At 50.8% G+C, this 18,091-nt stretch carries 17 protein-coding genes and 1 other RNA gene; 7 read left to right on the top strand and 11 right to left on the bottom strand.

Annotated features, from left to right (window positions below):
• Positions 1 to 16 precede the first annotated feature (16 nt).
• From thiL to HRU73_RS11075, 3 genes are read left to right on the top strand one after another with little or no spacing between them, the layout of a single operon-like run.
• Positions 17 to 1,015 carry a thiamine-phosphate kinase gene (gene thiL, locus HRU73_RS11085; protein WP_011113012.1) on the top strand — a complete coding sequence of 333 codons (999 nt, stop codon included), beginning with the start codon at positions 17 to 19 and terminating at the stop codon, positions 1,013 to 1,015.
• Positions 993 to 1,535, top strand: a complete 543-nt coding sequence (locus HRU73_RS11080) for a phosphatidylglycerophosphatase A family protein (protein ID WP_011113013.1) — start codon at positions 993 to 995, stop codon at positions 1,533 to 1,535. The genes thiL and HRU73_RS11080 overlap by 23 nt, the downstream gene beginning before the upstream one ends.
• The gene (locus HRU73_RS11075) at positions 1,532 to 2,074 is read left to right on the top strand and encodes a CinA family protein (protein WP_011113014.1); all 543 of its coding nucleotides are present in this window, start codon (positions 1,532 to 1,534) and stop codon (positions 2,072 to 2,074) included. The genes HRU73_RS11080 and HRU73_RS11075 overlap by 4 nt, the downstream gene beginning before the upstream one ends.
• Before the next feature lie 178 nt (positions 2,075 to 2,252).
• Here the strand turns inward: HRU73_RS11075 and HRU73_RS11070 are convergent, their stop codons facing one another.
• The gene (locus HRU73_RS11070) at positions 2,253 to 3,125 is read right to left on the bottom strand and encodes a DUF6733 family protein (RefSeq protein WP_287398724.1); all 873 of its coding nucleotides are present in this window, start codon (positions 3,123 to 3,125) and stop codon (positions 2,253 to 2,255) included.
• Between the two features lie 400 nt (positions 3,126 to 3,525).
• On the opposite strand from HRU73_RS11070, the gene rnpB reads away from it, so the two are divergent.
• Positions 3,526 to 3,814, top strand: an RNA gene (gene rnpB, locus HRU73_RS11065) — RNase P RNA component class A.
• A gap of 95 nt (positions 3,815 to 3,909) precedes the next feature.
• On the opposite strand, the gene HRU73_RS11060 is transcribed toward rnpB, so the two are convergent.
• From HRU73_RS11060 to HRU73_RS11025, 8 genes are all read right to left on the bottom strand, one after another.
• The gene (locus HRU73_RS11060) at positions 3,910 to 5,193 is read right to left on the bottom strand and encodes a porin (protein WP_287398723.1); all 1,284 of its coding nucleotides are present in this window, start codon (positions 5,191 to 5,193) and stop codon (positions 3,910 to 3,912) included.
• A 352-nt stretch (positions 5,194 to 5,545) separates the two neighbouring features.
• Entirely contained in the window at positions 5,546 to 7,156 is a 1,611-nt protein-coding gene (gene recQ, locus HRU73_RS11055) for a DNA helicase RecQ (protein WP_287398722.1), read from the bottom strand.
• The gene (locus HRU73_RS11050) at positions 7,153 to 7,563 is read right to left on the bottom strand and encodes an RNA-binding S4 domain-containing protein (protein ID WP_011113018.1); all 411 of its coding nucleotides are present in this window, start codon (positions 7,561 to 7,563) and stop codon (positions 7,153 to 7,155) included. Before HRU73_RS11050 ends, recQ begins: the two co-directional genes overlap by 4 nt.
• A gap of 89 nt (positions 7,564 to 7,652) precedes the next feature.
• The gene (locus HRU73_RS11045; RefSeq protein WP_287398721.1) at positions 7,653 to 8,486 is read right to left on the bottom strand and encodes a sulfite exporter TauE/SafE family protein; all 834 of its coding nucleotides are present in this window, start codon (positions 8,484 to 8,486) and stop codon (positions 7,653 to 7,655) included.
• A gap of 6 nt (positions 8,487 to 8,492) precedes the next feature.
• Positions 8,493 to 10,232, bottom strand: a complete 1,740-nt coding sequence (locus HRU73_RS11040; RefSeq protein ID WP_287398720.1) for a bifunctional protein tyrosine phosphatase family protein/NAD(P)/FAD-dependent oxidoreductase — start codon at positions 10,230 to 10,232, stop codon at positions 8,493 to 8,495.
• A gap of 114 nt (positions 10,233 to 10,346) precedes the next feature.
• The gene (locus HRU73_RS11035; protein ID WP_011113021.1) at positions 10,347 to 10,718 is read right to left on the bottom strand and encodes an ArsR/SmtB family transcription factor; all 372 of its coding nucleotides are present in this window, start codon (positions 10,716 to 10,718) and stop codon (positions 10,347 to 10,349) included.
• Positions 10,715 to 11,182, bottom strand: coding sequence for a YeeE/YedE family protein (locus tag HRU73_RS11030; protein ID WP_011113022.1), 468 nt, complete (start codon positions 11,180 to 11,182; stop codon positions 10,715 to 10,717). The genes HRU73_RS11035 and HRU73_RS11030 overlap by 4 nt, the downstream gene beginning before the upstream one ends.
• A gap of 27 nt (positions 11,183 to 11,209) precedes the next feature.
• Entirely contained in the window at positions 11,210 to 11,638 is a 429-nt protein-coding gene (locus HRU73_RS11025) for a YeeE/YedE family protein (protein ID WP_011113023.1), read from the bottom strand.
• A 107-nt stretch (positions 11,639 to 11,745) separates the two neighbouring features.
• Between HRU73_RS11025 and HRU73_RS11020 the strand changes: the two genes are divergently transcribed.
• A complete protein-coding gene (locus HRU73_RS11020) occupies positions 11,746 to 12,609 on the top strand; it encodes an MBL fold metallo-hydrolase (protein ID WP_011113024.1) in 864 nt (287 codons plus the stop codon).
• 49 nt (positions 12,610 to 12,658) lie between these two features.
• Here the strand turns inward: HRU73_RS11020 and mepK are convergent, their stop codons facing one another.
• On the bottom strand, positions 12,659 to 13,240 hold the full coding sequence (gene mepK, locus HRU73_RS11015; RefSeq protein WP_011113025.1) for a peptidoglycan L,D-endopeptidase MepK: 582 nt from the start codon (positions 13,238 to 13,240) through the stop codon (positions 12,659 to 12,661).
• A gap of 26 nt (positions 13,241 to 13,266) precedes the next feature.
• Positions 13,267 to 14,925, bottom strand: a complete 1,659-nt coding sequence (locus tag HRU73_RS11010; RefSeq protein ID WP_256335795.1) for a L,D-transpeptidase family protein — start codon at positions 14,923 to 14,925, stop codon at positions 13,267 to 13,269.
• 447 nt (positions 14,926 to 15,372) lie between these two features.
• Between HRU73_RS11010 and dnaA the strand changes: the two genes are divergently transcribed.
• Together dnaA and dnaN are read left to right on the top strand one after the other, a co-directional pair.
• On the top strand, positions 15,373 to 16,752 hold the full coding sequence (gene dnaA, locus HRU73_RS11005; RefSeq protein WP_011110653.1) for a chromosomal replication initiator protein DnaA: 1,380 nt from the start codon (positions 15,373 to 15,375) through the stop codon (positions 16,750 to 16,752).
• A gap of 200 nt (positions 16,753 to 16,952) precedes the next feature.
• Positions 16,953 to 18,074, top strand: a complete 1,122-nt coding sequence (gene dnaN / locus HRU73_RS11000) for a DNA polymerase III subunit beta (protein ID WP_276818003.1) — start codon at positions 16,953 to 16,955, stop codon at positions 18,072 to 18,074.
• Positions 18,075 to 18,091 lie beyond the last annotated feature (17 nt).

The following is an 18,091-nucleotide window of genomic DNA, read 5'->3' as shown; positions in this document are numbered from 1 at the left end:
CTTACGATAAGCGGCCATGAACTCAGAGTTTGATGTAATCGATCGCTACTTTACCCGTCCCAGGCGTAATGCCTTGCTTGGGCCGGGTGACGATGCCGCGCTGATTGCCTGCAAACCGGGAATGGATTGGGCGATATCGGTCGATACTCTGGTTGCAGGGCGACATTTTTTTCCCGATGTCGATCCTGCCACGCTGGGGCATAAAGTGCTGGCTGTCAATCTTTCCGATATGGCCGCCATGGGTGCCACACCATGCTGGGCAACCCTCTCCCTGACTTTGACCGAAACACTCGCGCAGGATGATATCTGGCTAAAGGCTTTTTCCAGCGGATTTTTTGCACTGGCCGACCAGTACCAGGTCGAACTGATCGGGGGAGATACGACAGGTGGTCCGCTCAATATCAGCGTACAGATCATCGGTGAAGTCGAACGGGGAAAAGCCCTCCGGCGCAGTGGTGCCCAACCGGGAGATGATATCTGGGTATCCGGTCATCTGGGTGACGCCGCTCTGGCGCTGCAATCCCTGCAACAGCACGTGACACTGACAGCGCAGGAAGCCGCACCTTGTCTGGCTGCATTACATACCCCCATGCCTCGCGTCGCCCTTGGAAAAGCACTGGTAAATGTAGCGCATAGTGCCATTGATATTTCGGATGGTCTGCTGGCTGATCTGGGCCATATTCTGGATCGCTCCGGTGTTGCAGCCACGATTGATTTTGACCACATCCCTCGCTCCCCGGCATTGAAAAATAAACTACAGCCGGAAAACACCGTCACAAATACCATCTGTCAATTAGCCATTGACTGTTTACTGGCAGGCGGTGATGATTATGAGCTGTGTTTCACCGTACCGGAAAGCAAGCGCGATGCTGTCATACAACTGGCACAGGAATCCGGTATCCTGCTTTCCCGCATTGGAAAAATCATACCGGGAAAAGGATTGACTGTTCTCGGTACTGACAGTAACCCGCTAATCTTTAAGAATAAAGGCTATGATCACTTCTCTGCCCGATAATTATTCGCCACAACGTCAAATTCCGATCAAACCGGATATCACTTTCGTACATGTCCGGCTCGCACATTTCATTGCCATGGGCGCCGGTATCGGCCTGATCCGCTACATGCCGGGTACCGCTGGCACTATTGCCGCCTTTCCGTTTTACCGTTTTCTCGATTCAATCATCGAGCCGGTATCGCTGCTGCTGATCATCGATGTTTTTTTCATCATGGGCATCTGGGCATGCGCAGTCACCGGTCGAGCCCTCAATTCACCTGATCATTCCGGCATGGTATGGGATGAAATCGTCGCTTTCATGCTGGTACTGTTTTTCACACCGGATCACTGGACCTGGCAGCTCGCTGCTTTTTTCCTGTTCCGGTTTTTTGATATCGTCAAACCCGCACCCATCGGTTATCTGGATGCCAGACTCAAAGGTGGGCTGGGTGTCATGCTGGATGATTTGCTGGCTGCGTTCTACACGCTGCTTTGCCTCGCTGGCTGGAAATCGATGGTTCTGTTTGAAAGCTACTTTTGAGTACTTACCCAACCGTTCCGGATGACGAAACTCTACTGGAACTTGCTCGGCGAGCCGGAAAGTTACTCGAACAAAACGGATTGAAGCTGGTTTCAGCAGAGTCCTGCACCGGTGGCTGGATCGGGCAGATCATCACCGCCATTCCTGGCAGCTCCGCCTGGTATGACCGTGGCTTCATTACCTACAGCAACTCATCCAAACAACAAATGCTGCATGTACAACCATCCACTCTCACACAATCTGGTGCCGTCTCCGAACAGACAGCCCGGGAAATGGCGCTGGGCGCACTTACTCTGAGCCAGGCACAGGTAGCCGTATCCGTGACCGGCATCGCTGGCCCTGCCGGCGGTTCTGCAGAAAAGCCGGTCGGCACTGTATGTTTCGCCTGGATGCTTGAAAGTGCCTCTGCGACATCGGCAAACAGTAAAATCTGCCGGTTCAGCGGCAATCGCGAAGCTATTCGGCGACAATCCGTCGCCATAGCACTGCAAGGCATGCTCGAATTGCTGGAAAATACTACACCGCTGAATCTTGCCTGACAAAAGCCGGATAAAATATTGCCTGCGGCCATAGTTGGACAGGTAATTGTTCGTGTTACGGATTAATCAGTAATTATCGACGAGTCGATTTAGTACAGTGACAGGAAGGTAGAAACTGGAGATTATTTATGTAACCCCATTTCAGAAAATGGGGTTACGGAGCAGCGGATTGTTTTTATCAGAAATTAAGCTTGATACTGGCCTGATAAAAATTATTGGATACATCACTCTTCACGTCGAATCCACCTGCAAAACGTAAAGCGAGATTTTTCGGCAGACCAAATTCGATGTAAGGACCTACCCAGTTATACACAACGCCTTCCAGGCTGCTGTCTATACGGTTTTTAGCCGCCCAAAGGTGTTCCCAGTGAATTCCGACAGAATTGATCGGTAATGTCTTGCCAAGACCAAACAAGGCGGGTTTTACCCCGACATTGATCCAGTTATGCAAAAAATCCCTGGCACGCGGACCGCGTGTTGCCATGTAGTAAGCAACGTAGAGATTCGCTGCAAAATAATCGTTATCATAATTAACGACCAGATTAGGTACAACCCCTTCCCCAGCACGAATATCTTCACCGACAACCTCAGAAGATAACAGCGAGCCGTTCAGCATCCCGATATTGGGATTGATGCTCAACGTATTGTCAAGAAATCTGAAATTCAGACCAATACCAAACTCTGTCCAGAGCCCCTGTCCGCCCACATTGTTACCACCTGATACCACGCTGCTTTTCCCGAAATTAGGATTGGTCCACAACCACGAGTAGAACGTGAAATCGATATTGTCAGCAACTTCATAACCTGCATCTAAGATAGTCTGGAAGCCAAAAAAAGCATCCTGCTTCAGAACTATCCCTCCATGAAACTTATGTTTATCGAATCCGTGGCTATCACCATGCCCTTCACTTTCTGATCGCCCTTCAAGCTCGGCAACCTTCGCCTCCAAGGCTTCTACTTTCTGCTTGAGCTCCCTGTCTTCCTCGGCAGATACACTTGTTGCAGCACATGCTAGACCCAAAAACACCAGACCTGCTATCTGCTTTTTCATTGATGAGTACCTTTCTCAATATAAAATTGAAATTATTGTTTTTCCAGGTCAGACAACGTCACCTCCCCCTGACCAGAAAAAACGATTAACGATATAACTGACCGCAAAATGGCTACCCGTGAACTAATAAACTAATGAACTGTCTGAGTAGTCAGACTGGTAGTTGACTAAATTTTTTCTTTTCGCTCCACTTTATAGAGCGAAATTTTTTATAACTGATTTAAAAAAACGGGTCAAGGTTTTTCTGCTGGAAATTTAGAGAACTTCTGATCAAATACCACATAGTCGCACATTGTGTTTTGCAAACGGAATGCAAGGCAAGTGAGACAGTGAATGGTTGGCCCCTTCACAATGAGCTCGATGCTGCAGCCTGTCTGCAAACTCTGTTAGAATCACCAGCGAAGCCGGTCAGACAGTCGCTGCCTGGTAACAGGGAGAGGAAAGTCCGGGCTCCACAGAGCAGGATGCCGGTTAACGGCCGGCCGCCGTGAGGTGAGGAACAGGGCCACAGAGACGAGCGTATTAAGTTACGGTGAAACGCGGTAACCTCCATCCGGAGCAAGATCAAATAGGCAGATGATGACGCTGCTCGCCGAGTCTGCGGGTAGATCGCTCGAGCACACAGGTAACTGTGTGCCTAGAGGAATGACTGTCCACGACAGAACCCGGCTTATCGGCCGGCTTCCCCTATGAACAATCTCAACAACAGGTTCAAGCAGATACAAAAAAGGGGCAGATTACTCTGCCCCTTTTTACAACCGTTCGATTATCTGATCGTTACCGATTAGAAATCGTGACGTACACCTACCGAGTAAACATTACGGTCAGCATCGCCTGCGCCAAGAGCCGCAGCATTTCTGTCCTTCACCCAAACACGCTGGTAACCACCAAACAAACTGGAGCGGCGGCTCAGGTTGTGGATCACACCAATGGTAATATTTTCAACGTTACGTTTTGCATAGGTTCCGAATGGTTCAGAAGCATCACCTGTCTTTTTCGCTACCGCCATACCACCTTGTGCAACCAGTGTGGTATTGCCAATAGTATAGTCAGCACCTGCTATCCACAGACTACCATTACCGTTCGGGTTCATAGCGGAGTTACACTGACCACGACCACCATCCAGACTATAAGGTCCAACAGCGTTACCGAATGCTGCAGCACTAGTACAACTTGCTGCTCCACCAAATGGATTGGCATCGATCACATATTCATACTGGCCACGCAGGCGAAAATCTCCTACGCTGAAAACTGCACCACCCCGCCAGATTTGCTCATCTTTCACACCCCACGATTTTTGGAATTTGCTGGCGTTATCCCGGGAGTAAGCACCAAACACATCTACGCCAACTGTATCAAACTGACCGCTGTACTTGGCAGCAACCTGGAAATCCCATTCACCATTTTCACCACCTGCATAGGTTTGTGAACCTGCTGCTCCCAACGCTTCAACAATAGTAGGAGAAGTAATTCCAGCTAACGCTAAATCACGCGCTGCACCAAGCGCAGGATCATTTTTATCGGCATCACCCGGCATCAGCAAACCGGCTACCGAGAAACCTTCCACTACTGGCGAATCAAAACGGATAGCGCTGTTGACAAAACCAGCGTCGCCTGAACCATAGCCATTACTGGATGAGGTCATCAAGCCACCACTACCATTCGCATGCAAACTGGTGTAGGCAAATGGATCAATAGAATGACCACCCGCAAAATCTTTGAGTACGGACTGAACGCGACCAAATTTCAGTTCACCCCATTGATCACCACCCAGACCAACCCATTGTTCACGGGCAAGGCGTCTATCATCTCCACCGGGATTGAGTGAGTACTCGATACGGCCAATGGCACGTAACCCTGCACCCAGATCTTCAGCAATCTGCAGACCCCAGCGGGATTGCAGCGCATCATCCGCTACAGCGGTTTGTGCATTGAACCCGTCGATATCGACAGTTGCGTATTCAGCCTGCAAGCGACCGAAAATGGTGACATGCGTACCTTCCGCTGAAGCTGCCAGCGGAGCTGCCAATGCGCCGGCCACTGCCAGTGCCATCAGTCTTTTATTCATTTGAAACTCTCCTTAAAGAAAAACAACCTGGGTCAATAAAGATAGATCGTAATACCGTGCTTCCCACATTTTTCACTACTTCTGTTCCAACCTGACTGAAAGTGTTGCGTGCTTCCTGCCTTTCGGTCAGAAGGGTTGAATGGATTGTGCCCAAGCAGAATCTGTTGTGCAACATTAAACAAGCTTTTTACGCTCTTACAGCCAAATTATGTTGCGTTATTGCAACACCCTGGCAATATCCGTAAAAATTCTTTCAACTTGCTGCATAACTCGTGGAACAAATCAGTCAGGTATAACAAAGGACACTGAATCGTTACCCGCCACACTTTGTTTGTGGTTCGCAGCTAAAGGCCTAGCAGCGTGACGATGGTACGGATAAACCCGTGGAAATCTGCTGGTATGGCGCTGAATGGTGATAATGTGAAAGCCGAAGTTTTATACGGGTCTCTCCACGCAACACGCTCCTGGCTGCCGATGTCAACTGCAGGGCGATGCGTTCTCCGCCAGCACGATCCTCACCGGCGACAAGATAGTCCAGCGCCAGCAGATGCCTGAAAACGATACGCCACCCTTCGGTACTCAATTCATGGCCGATGCCAAAAGTGCTGATGCAATCGTGCCCCCATTGCCTGACACGATCTGTTCGTTTTCCGGACAGGATATCGATCAGATATTCCATGCCAAAGCACTGGCCCGTCCGATAGACGCAGGACAACGCTTTCTGGGCAGCGATCGTGACATCCTGAACGGGTATCGTTTCCAGGCAGGCATCACAATTGCCGCACGGCAGACTACCGGTTGGTTCACCGAAATAGTCGAGTAGCGGCTTTCTGCGGCAAACCGTCGTTTCACACAGCGCCAGCAGCGCATCCAGTCGGGCGGCCGCTGCTTGTCTGATCGGGACAGGCAACCGTTCTGTGCCGGATTCGGTCTGGGACCGCAGCCGGATGATGTCGCCGGGCCCGTAAACCATCCAGGCACTGGCCGGCAGACCATCACGCCCGGCACGGCCGGTTTCCTGATAATAGCTTTCGATACTTTTAGGTAAATCCAGATGTGCGACAAAACGTATGTCCGATTTGTCGATACCCAGCCCGAATGCGGAAGTGGCAACCATCACGATACCATGTCCCTGCAAAAATTTTTTCTGGTGCCGGGTGCGAATGGAGGTTTCCATACCGGCATGGTAGGCAAGTGCCGGTATGTGATTGCTATTGAGCCAGGCAGCTGTTTCCTCGACTTTTCTGCGGGATTGACAATAAACGATACCAGCCTCTCCAGCATGTTGGCTGCGGATGAAGTTCAACAACTGTATCCGGCTATTGGATCGGGCCGTAATACGGTAGCAAAGGTTGGGGCGATCGAAACTACTGATAAAGGAGCGGGCCTGGTGTAAATCGAGACAACGCAGGATATCCGCACGAGTTCTGGCATCGGCACTGGCGGTCAGGGCAATGCGCGGTATTTGCGGAAATTTCTCCGGCAGAATCGACAATTTGCCGTATTCCGGCCGGAAATCATGCCCCCACTGAGAAACACAATGCGCTTCATCAATGGCAAACAGGGCGATGGGGATGCGCTGCAGCAGCGCACGGAACCGAACGGTCAACAGTCTTTCCGGTGCAACGTAGACCAGATCATACTCTCCCGCCAGCATCCTCCGTTCGACAGCCGCCGCCGCTTCAGGTGTCAGCGCTGAATTGAGATACACTGCCCGCACCCCCTGCCGGCACAGTACGGCCACCTGATTCTCCATCAGCGCAATCAGTGGCGAAATGACAATAGCCGTACCCTTTCTCAATAATGCAGGAATCTGGTAGCACAATGATTTGCCACCGCCGGTCGGCATCAGTACCAGGCAGCTATCTCCATTCACCACATGAGTAATGATTTCGGCCTGCTGGCCGCGAAATTCGCTGTAACCGAAAATTTCCCTGAGCAGTGTCTGGGCGTGCGAGATCATTTCTCGCTCATGAAACGCTCCAGATCACGCCGGGCACGTTTGGTGGGTCTGCCTTTACCGGCGTAATGCGGCGGGGTCGGCTGCGATTTAAGGTTTTCTGCCACGGCCTCACGCGCCTGCCGGCTTTCTTCCGTTTCCTGATAAAGCAGGCGAGCTTCAGTGGCGGATCTGCGCTGGTTGGACAACGCCAGCACTTTTACCAAGTAGTGATAAGGCCCGATACGAATAGCAAGCAGGTCACCCGTATTCAGAATCCTGGAAGGCTTGGCTCGCATCCCATTGACCTGTACCTGCCCGCGTTCGACCGCATCGGCAGCCTGTGAACGCGTTTTGTAAAAGCGGGCGGCAAACAGCCATTTGTCGATACGGAATTTCTCGTCTGCAGACTGTGCACTCTTTTCGGTCATAAGCGAGCAGAAAAGGTTATTAAACGAATCAGCGAATTGCTTTTGTCGAGCAGGGTTGGCTGGATTCTCCCTGCCGGGCAGCAGGATTGTCAAGAAAGGGCGGAAAAATCGATGGAGTAAACCACCTTGACGATCATACCAAGCGAGATGCACCAGGCCAGAATGGCAAAACCGTATTGCAGCTTCGCTTCATCGAAACGATGGGCATATCGTCTGCCCGTCAGCGTGCCGATGACCGTTCCCACAGTAAAAGGCAGGGCAAGCGGCCAGTTCATGAAGCCCATGGATGTGGCCGAAACGACCCCGGTGATAGAAATCAGTGTAGTGATGGCAAGTGCAGTTGCCGTCAGAGATTGCATGGGCAGATTCGATACCTTCCTGAGTGCAGGAATGGTAATGAACCCGCCTCCCACCCCGAGCAGGCCGGACAGAAAACCGGTTGCCACTCCGGAAAACAGCAACCCTTTGGCACAGGGTATGGTCCATATCAGACGGCCACTTTCCAGACTGAGCTGACAGGGCGGGTAAACAGCTTCTTCCGGCGGTGCCGGCTGCGCGGATCGCCTGCCATGGCGGTACATATAGCCGGCTGCAAAAGCCAGCACAGCGGAAAACACTACTGTCAGCAGTGAATCTGGCAGTTGCCGGGCAATCCAGATCCCGGCTGGTGCGACCAGCATACCGGTACTCGCGATAAGAGCGGCTGCCCGGTAACGGACGATTCCCTGCATGAAGGCGTTACAGGTGGCAACAGCTGCCGATACAGCGATCGACAGCAGGGCAACCGGTGCAGCTTCCGCAATGGTCGTATGCAGGCTGAAAACCAGTAGCGGGACGGCAATGATGGCGCCGCCTGAACCGGTCAGCCCCAGCACGAGCCCGGTAAAAACACCGGGCAATATCGCCAGCCACTGGATTTCCATGAAAAATTACTTGGTTTCAGTGGAGCGCGTCAGCCACTCACGCCCTTTCAGCATACCTTCCCAGTACAGCCACGGGAAAAGTTTGACTTTGAACCACCAGTAGAGCTTTCTGGCAACAGCCGGGTTGAGCGGAAATGTCGGCAGCAGTTTTCCACCGAAACCAAATTCGGCCAGCACCACTTTGCCATTTTCAACCGTAAGCGGGCAGGCACCGTATCCATCGTAAACAGCATGGAATTCCCGACCATCTTTCGCTGCCAGCAGGTTCTCAGCGACAATGACAATCTGTTTTCTGACGGCCGCTGCCGTTTTCGTATTAGGAGAAGAACAAGCATCACCCAAAGAGAAAATATTAGCGAAACGGGTATGTTGCAACGTTTTTGGGTTAACTTCACAGTAACCACTGGCATCTGCCAACGGACTATCACGCAGGAAATCCGGTGCTGCCTGGGGTGGTGTGACATGCAGCATATCGAAGGGTTTATCCACGCGCGTAACTTCCCCCGCTTCATTCTTGATTTCGAAGGTAGCAATTTTTTCCGGGCCGTTGACCTTGACCAGATTGGAATTGAATACCAAATCGGCATGGTATTTACGGACATATTCCATCAGCGGCGGAACGAAATCGGCCACGCCAAACAGTACCGCCCCGGCCGAATCGAATTCGACCTCGATTTTGTCCAGAACACCCTGGCGCTGCCAGTAATCACAAGACAAGTACATTGCTTTCTGCGGTGCCCCGGCACATTTGATCGGCATGGGGGGTTGTGTAAACAGCGCCTTGCCACCTTTGAGCTGTTGTGTCAGTGACCAGGTGTACGGTGCCAGATCGAATAGGTAGTTGGAGGTGACACCGTTCTTGCCGAGCGTTTCCTGAATACCTTCTATTTTTTCCCAGGCGAGACGAATACCGGGACATACGATCAGCTGCTGATAGCCGATGGTGCGGCCATCGGCCAGATGAACCAGATTGTCATTCGGGGAAAATCCGGATACTTCCGCCTTGATCCACTCAGCGCCGTGCGGAATGACATCGGCCGTATTGCGAACGGTTTGATCCACCGCATAAGCACCGCCACCGACCAGTGTCCAGGCAGGTTGATAGTAATGTTTGTCATTCGGTTCGATGATGGCGATACGCAGGGATGAACGCCGGCGCAGCAGGCTGGCAGTGACCCCCAGGCCGGCTGAGCCGCCTCCCACCACCACGATGTCGAAAGCATTATCCCAGTTGCAGGCTGGTGTAACAGGGATCGATTTGCCTGCCGCTTCATCGCGGGAAGACGCAGCCGACACTGCGGCGGCACCGGCTGCCTCACTCTCTGCTTCGGTGACAGCTGCTGCCTCATGTTCCCAGTCACAAGCTGCAGAAATGGTTTCAGCAGGCGTGGTGGTTGTACCCACGTCACGACTGTACAACGCGCGAGCGCGATTGCCCGAATTGCAGAAAGCCAGCACCGGCCCGGGCAGGGTTGCCATCAACTGGTGAAAGGCAGAGCATTTTTCATCTGAAACCTGGCCGATTTCAACCGGTAAGTAAGCAAATTGCAATCCCGCGGCTTTTGCTGCCTCTTCCAGCTCCGTGCTGCCGGGCTGATGTTCTCCTCCTTCTCCATCGGGGCGATTACAAATGATGGATTTGTAACCGGCTGCAGCGATTGCTGCTACATCGTCCACACTGATCTGGCCTGAGATCGCTATTTTTTCATCCAGCTTTTTCCAGTTTGTTTCAGAAGCTACGCTCATGGTACTTTCTCCTTGTTTAGAGATGAAATTTCTGAGGCTGCCAGTAACAACATACTGGCTGCATGATAGCAGGCAGCATATTCAGGATTCGAACCCCGGACGGAGCCGAACCGTTTACTGTCTGCCGTTGTGAGTGACGTCATCCGGAGAATGATGATGCTCATTCTGACAGTACACACTGAACAGCGTATTCATGATTTGTACCGCTTCCGGACTGGCGAGGCTGTAATAAATATATTTTCCCTGGCGTTCGGTAGAAACGAGTTTTTCATCACGCAATACAGTGAGCTGCTGTGACAGGGTGGGCTGCCGAATGCCAAGTGTCTGTTCCAGTTCGCCGACATTTTTTTTTCCTTGTATCAGTTGACACAGGATCAGCAGCCGGTCTTCATTGGCCAGTATCTTCAGCATGGAGCAGGCTTTGGCTGCGGAAGCCTTTTTTTCCACCATGACCGAGAAATCCGGCTGCGTATATTGGTCCGTCATTTTCTTTCAATATTTCCCGGTTGTCGATAGTTTACATTCGAATCTGACTGACGGTGTTTTTCCAGCCGATCGAAAATGAACATGCCCAGCAGCATGGCGACCATGAATACGATACCTCCAGTATGACCCGATGCTGCCAGAACCAACCCTGGACCAGGACAGATGCCAACCAGCCCCCATCCCATACCGAACAACAGACTGCCCAGGATCAGGCGAAGATCGACGGTGCGGGTTCCGGGCAGATGAACCGGTGTGGACAGCAGCGTTCGGCCGCGCCGTTTTGCTGCTCTGAAGGCAAAAAACCCGATACTTATCGCACCCAGCATGACAAACATCAGCGAGGGGTCCCATAGCCCGGCGACATCCAGAAAAGACAGCACTTTTGCAGGATCGGTCATGCCGGACAGTATCAGGCCCAGACCAAACACCAGGCCGGAAAGTAATGCGGTGAACGGTATGAGCATGTTTTCCCTTTCTCAGTGAATGTGTTTTCAACTCAGGGAGTGGCGAACGACGTAAACCACCATCATCCCCATGATCATGAACAAAACTGTCGCTACCATCGAGCGCGGTGAAAGCCGCGACAGACCGCAGACACCGTGGCCGCTGGTACAGCCGGAACCATAACGGGTTCCTATCCCGACCGCCAGCCCGGCTAACGCAAGTACAGTATGGCTGGTTTCAATGTGAACCGGCGGTAATTCTCCCAGCCACTGCCATAGCCACGGGGCGAGCAATAATCCGCTGACGAAGGCAGCTCGCCATGCGAAATCTCCTCTACGTAATTCGACCAGTCCGCCGATGATCCCGGATATTCCCGCGATTCGCCCTGTGATGAGCAGCAGCAGAGCCGTTGCCAGGCCAATGATCATGCCACCGGTGAATGCGCTGGCAGGGGTAAATGATTGCCAGTCGATCATAAATGTTCTCCTTGACAGATAAAATTATACTAATACATTATATTTATAAACAATATAATTTTTTATATAGTATAATGTACGAATATAAATAATTCAAGGAGCCGATGATGCAACCCAATATCCAAGCATTCTTTGATCCAGTTACGTGGACGGTCAGCTATGTTGTATTCGACAAGCCAGGTGGGCACTGCGCCATTATCGATCCGGTGCTCGACTACGACCCCAAGTCCGGAAGAACCAAGCATCATTCTGCCGATGTGCTGATCAAATTTGTACATTCGAAAGAACTGACAGTAGACTGGATTCTCGAAACTCATGCCCATGCCGACCATCTTTCCTCTGCTCATTATCTTCAGCAGGAGCTGGGTGGAAAAGTCGCTATTGGCAGCCGGATTTCAGGCGTGCAGCAGGTATTCAAGAAACTGTTCAACATGGGGCCGGATTTCCAGCCGGATGGCTCACAGTTCGATCATCTGTTCGACGATGGGGATACCTTTGAAGTAGGTGAGCTGAAAGGCAGGGCCATTTTTGTGCCTGGACATACACCGGCTGATATGGCCTACCAGTTCGGGGATGCGATTTTTATCGGCGATACGATGTTCATGCCGGATGTGGGAACGGCCCGTGCTGATTTCCCTGGCGGGGATGCCCGGCAGCTTTATCGTTCCATTCGTAAACTGCTGGATCAGTATCCGCCGGAAACGAGGCTGTTCATGTGTCACGACTATCCGCCCGGCGATCGCCCGATACAGTGGGAGAGTACAGTTGCTGAACAACGAGCACACAACATTCATGTGCACGATGGTATCAACGAGGACGGATTCGTTGCGATGCGCACCGCGCGTGATGCTACTCTGGAAATGCCGGTGCTGATCCTGCCATCTGTTCAGGTCAACGTGCGGGCGGGACAAATGCCGCCCGCCGAAGATAACGGTAGGGTGTATCTGAAAATACCGATCAACGTGTTGTAAACCAGTTTATACAACCCCCCGGCCAGTTTCAGGGTCGGGAGAACCATGGTTACCAGTAGCGAACATTGCCGGTATCGATATGAATGAAATTCGACTTCGGATAATAGCCAACTCCGCCGGCATGCATCGACATTGCTGCCCGGCGCAAAACATGGAGCGGGACACCGGGCAGGCGGATGTCGATTGCCTTGCCCTGCATGTGCAGACTGTTCTTGGCTACCCCATGACTTTGTACCGAGAGAGCAGCATTGGTGGCCGGTGAGCGATATCCCGAAACTACTTGAAATTCCTTTGAATTTCCAGTCTTGTGATGCAAGTGCTGCATCAGATCGAGTAATCTCGGATCGATCCGGTGAATATCGCCGGATCGATGATCACGTAACACTTTTTCAATCATTCGCAGCGCTTCGGGGATGTATTTTCCCCGCTCCCAATAGGCGGTTCTGACTCGCTCGCCTGTATGCAGATTCAGCAAAGACACTCGTTTTTCATAAACACGGGAATAAGCCGCATTGGCTGCCGGCATGGCAAGCAGTGCGCAGGCACCCAGACCGGCCTGCAGCAGCCGGCGGCGGGTGGCACCCTGTTCAGTGAGCATTTCCAGATTATCAGTAATGATAAGTTTGGACATTGTTATCCTCCATGGTCGTGCCAGATTTAAAAAGATTGTGACAGGTGCGGCTCCGGCTGCAACCAGCGGGCATAAGCCAGTGCCCGTTTGTCGCGCCCGTAGACATCAGCTGAAAAGTGGACTTCGCCCTGCCCGTCATTCCAGGCGGTCAGATACAACAAATAAACAGGAATCGGTTCAGGTAAATGCACGGTTTGTGTCTTACCGCTATCGATTTTCTCCAGAATATTGGCTTTTTCAAAAGATGGCCCCAGTACGAATTCCGCCAGTTGCATCGGTTTTTCCAGACGGATACAGCCTGAACTGAAGGTACGGATATCCCTCTGGAACAGCGATTTCGAAGGGGTATCGTGGAGATAGATGCTGAAAGGATTGGGAAACATGAACTTGATCGTGCCAAGCGCATTCCTTTTACCGGGATCCTGCCGCAGAACATAGGGAAACGACCGGCTGAACGCGTGCCAGTCAATGGCATCGGGATCCAGCTCAAGTTCGTAATGATAATCGGAAAACACTCGAATCCCTTCGGAAGCGAAATAATCCGGATTGTGTTTCTGTTTTGGCAACAAATCCTTACTGGCGATACTTGCGGGTACGTTCCAGTACGGGTTGAGAACCAGGTGCGAAATCCGGCTGTTGAAACTTGGTGTTGAGCGATAATCACGCCCGACCACGATACGCATGTTCAGCACGCGCACATTATTCCGGATTGCCGCCAGATTGAACCCGGCGATGTTGACCAGGATGTAACGATTACTGAATTCCCTGGGTAGCCAGCGCAGCCGTTCAAGTGTAATGCGCAGCTGCTGAATATGTTCGACCGCTGTCATGTTCATGGCTCGTCGGGTATTTTTACCGACGACACCATCGGTATTCAGTCCATACTGATACTGAAAGGCTTTGATCGCTGTTTCCAGCTGGTCATCGTACAGCTCGCTGTCGTCACTGGCGATGTCATATTCCGGCTTTTCAAAAACAGAGTACGCTTCCCTGATACGCTGACGGATCAACGGGATGGCCGCGTGTCTGGTTCGGGGATGAATCGAGGGAATATCATCCGGTATTCGCGTCCATACCGTACCGGCAGCAACCAGAATACGCAACCTGACCAGCAACCGTTTGAGCGTGTGATATTGCGGCATATTGGGTGGCAAGCTCGCCAGCACCTGTTCCAGTTGTTCTGCTGAATCCACGGAAGCAATACTTTGCTGCAGGAAATTCACCGGGTCGAGCCGTCGCTGTGGAACGTACCAGTCGGGATCAGCCAAGGTAGCCGTCAGCCGGCCATTGGACAAGTCATGTACCAGCGCCAGCAGGGACCGGGTCGTACCCAGTTCGAGCGGAAGAGAAACCTGATCGGGAGATTCCGCACGCCACCGGCGTAACGTTTCGATATGGTAATCACTGCTTGCCAAGCCCTCTTCATCGGCTCGTCCGATAAAGGTCAGTGCTGTATCCAGTAACACACCAGAATCTTCTTTCAGAGCCCAGACCGGCTGATAGTCGCGTTGTGCGTAAAAATGCCGCAGCTTTATCAGTTCCGCTTCATTCACTCCCTCCCAGGCGTTTTTTGCCAGCTGCTCACGTATTGCATCTGCACTGACCGCTACAGGCCGGTTTTCCGCAGCAGCAGACAGAACAGTGAGTGCAAAACAGAAAAAGACCAGATACTGTGCAATAGCCAAATAGTTGAGTCGAAACTCGCTAACGCCTTGATCAAACGATAAGAAAGCTTTCCTGGATTTCTGGTGTAAAGGGGTCATCAATCGGATGGATTTTTCTCCGGATCCGGAGAAATTTTTAAAGATTTTTCGTGAAGCTACTTTTTAACATACCTTGCCCGAATTCATAAAGCAGAAACAGAGGGTGAATCCGAAAACCATCAACTGATAATGAGATTAATAATTGTATTTAAAACGATTCTAATATGGCAAAACAGATAGTATGCAATAAGACAACCTTCTGCAGAAAACTTCATTATACTACTCATTCGGCAGGTAAGCGGAGCCTGCACCCACTCAAAGATAAAACCGTTTGCTTTTCAGTCACAATTAACTGTTTGTTTTTCCTCCAGATTTTTCCGTGTTTTCCGAAATATTTTTCGGCATTCAGGCTCATTTCATCTATACGTCATGCAGAAAATAGAAACTTTCTGGCATTTCTGTCTCAAGCATTTCAGGCAGGAATTGAACGGACAGCAATTCAATACCTGGATCAAGCCGCTCAAGCTGGAAGTCTGTCCGGATGAGAAAAACACGCTGATCCTGATTGCACCCAACCGTTTCGTGCTGCAGTGGATCAAGGATAATTTCGTTACCCGTATCGACGAAATGGCGCAGGATCATTTCAACGAAAGAATCAGCTTCAGGCTGGAATTGCGGGAACCAGCCGAAAGCGAAGCTCAGACAGTCAGGACCTCAGCGCAGAAAAACAGAGAGGACAAAAAACCGGCAGCGGAAAAAACACAAGGTGTCACAAGCAGAAAAACCAACCCCAGTCAGCTCAACGCCAGTTTTACCTTTGATGCGTTCGTTACCGGTAAAGCCAATCAACTGGCGCGTGCAGGTGCCATTCAGGTGGCAGAACGGCCAGGTATCGCCTACAACCCTCTGTTCATTTACGGTGGCGTCGGGCTGGGTAAAACTCATCTGATGCAGGCGATTGGCAATTATGTGCTGGAGCTGGATGCAGGTGCCAAAATCCGTTACGTCCATGCCGAAAAATACGTATCAGACGTGGTCAGTGCCTATCAGCATAAATCGTTCGACAAATTCAAACTTTACTATCACTCGCTCGATCTGCTGCTGGTGGATGATGTCCAGTTTTTCAGCGGTAAAAACCGGACACAGGAAGAATTCTTTTACGCTTTCAACGCACTGATCGAAGCCCACAAGCAGGTGATCATTACTTCGGATTGTTACCCAAAGGAGATCTCCGGACTGGAAGAACGGCTGGTATCGAGATTCGGCTGGGGGTTGACCGTAGCAATCGAACCTCCTGAACTGGAAATGCGCGTGGCCATTCTGCTGAAAAAAGCACTCGCTGAAAAAATTGAGCTGGACGAAAATACTGCCTTTTTTATCGCCAAGTATATCCGTTCCAACGTACGCGAACTGGAAGGTGCGCTGAAGCGGGTTCTGGCATTTTCGCGCTTTACCGGTCATTCGATTTCTCTCGATCTGGCCAAAGAGGCGTTAAAAGATCTGCTGGCAATCCAGAACCGGCAAATTTCGATTGAAAACATTCAAAAAACCGTAGCGGATTACTACAAAATCAAAGTGGCCGACATGTATTCGAAGAAACGTGTCCGGACCATCGTCCGTCCCCGGCAAGTAGCAATGGCAATTGCCAAGGAACTGACACAACTGAGTCTGCCGGATATCGGTGAAGCCTTTGGTGGAAGAGATCACACCACCGTACTGCACGCCCACCGGAAAATTATCGAATTACGTACTTCCGACCCCGGAATAAACCGGGATTTCAACGCATTGATGCACATCCTGCGTGGATGACACCCTACTGTAAAAAAACTGAATGATTTGTGGATAACCTGAATAAAATTCCGACTGAAAAATTTCATCCACAATTCATCCACAGGCCATACCGAAACCATACAAGACTAATCATTAATGTAACTATATAATACATAAGATATTTTTTTACTTGTTCCGATTTATATCGCTGATTAACTATTATTTAATCTTTTAATTAAATGAAATTAACAATAACCGACCGGGATCTGCTGTTCAAACCGCTGCAGACAGTCAGCGGCATTGTGGAACGCAGGCATACCCTGCCGATACTCTCGAATACCCTGATCGAAATCAGGAACGGACAATTGACACTGGTCACTACCGATCTGGAGATAGAAGCCGAAGCAACTTCCAATATTCCTGAACTGGAAAACCAGGGTGCCTTGCAGACAACCGTTTCTGTCAGAAAACTGCAGGACATATTGCGCGCACTGCCATCGGGCGCAGCTATCGAACTGACCCGGTCAGAAAACCGCTTACAGATCGTTTCCGGAAAAAGCCGCTTCAGTCTGCAACTGCTTCCGGCAGAAGACTTTCCAAGGATGATCCGCGACAGTGAGCCTTGCAGTGCGACATACACATTGGCGCAGCGAGTTCTCAAAAAACATCTGCAACGGGTGGCACATGCCATGGCGCAGCAGGATTTGCGTTATTACCTGAACGGACTGCTGTTACTGATCGAGGACAATAAATTGACGCTGGTGGCTACCGACACTCACAGGCTGGGGATAACCTCGATCGATCTGGACGGAAATTTCGAAAAATCCGAAACCATCGTTCCGCGTAAGACGGTACTGGAACTGATCAGACAACTGGAAGACAGCGATAAACCGGTCATCGTCGAGATCTACCCGAAGAAGGTATGCTTTCGTTTTTCGGATGCTGTGCTGGTCTCAAAGGTGATTTCAGGAAAATTTCTCGATTTCAGACGCGCAATTCCGCAAACCAGCGTATTTCAGTTTGACGTCAACCGGCTTGATTTCCTCCATGCACTCCAGCGTACCGCGATCATTTCCAGCAGCAACGATCTGTTTCGCAATGTCCATCTGAACATTACCAACGGAAAACTGAACATTTCAGCCAAAAACAAGGAGCAGGAGGAAGCACAGGAAGAAATAGACATCGTTTATTCGAATGAGACGATCGACACCAGTTTCAACATCGTTTACCTGATGGAAGTGCTAAACAACCTGGACAGCGAACAGATCAGGTGTTCGTTTGAGAGCATGCAAAGCGCCATTCTGATCACATTGCCGGATGACGAGCAGTTCAAGCATGTTTTGATGCCGATGCGTGAATAATTCACATTTAGCTGCCT

It is taken from the genome of Nitrosomonas sp. H1_AOB3 (assembly GCF_015709435.1).
GTDB lineage: Bacteria > Pseudomonadota > Gammaproteobacteria > Burkholderiales > Nitrosomonadaceae > Nitrosomonas > Nitrosomonas europaea.
This window is presented reverse-complemented; position numbering and strand designations above follow the sequence as displayed.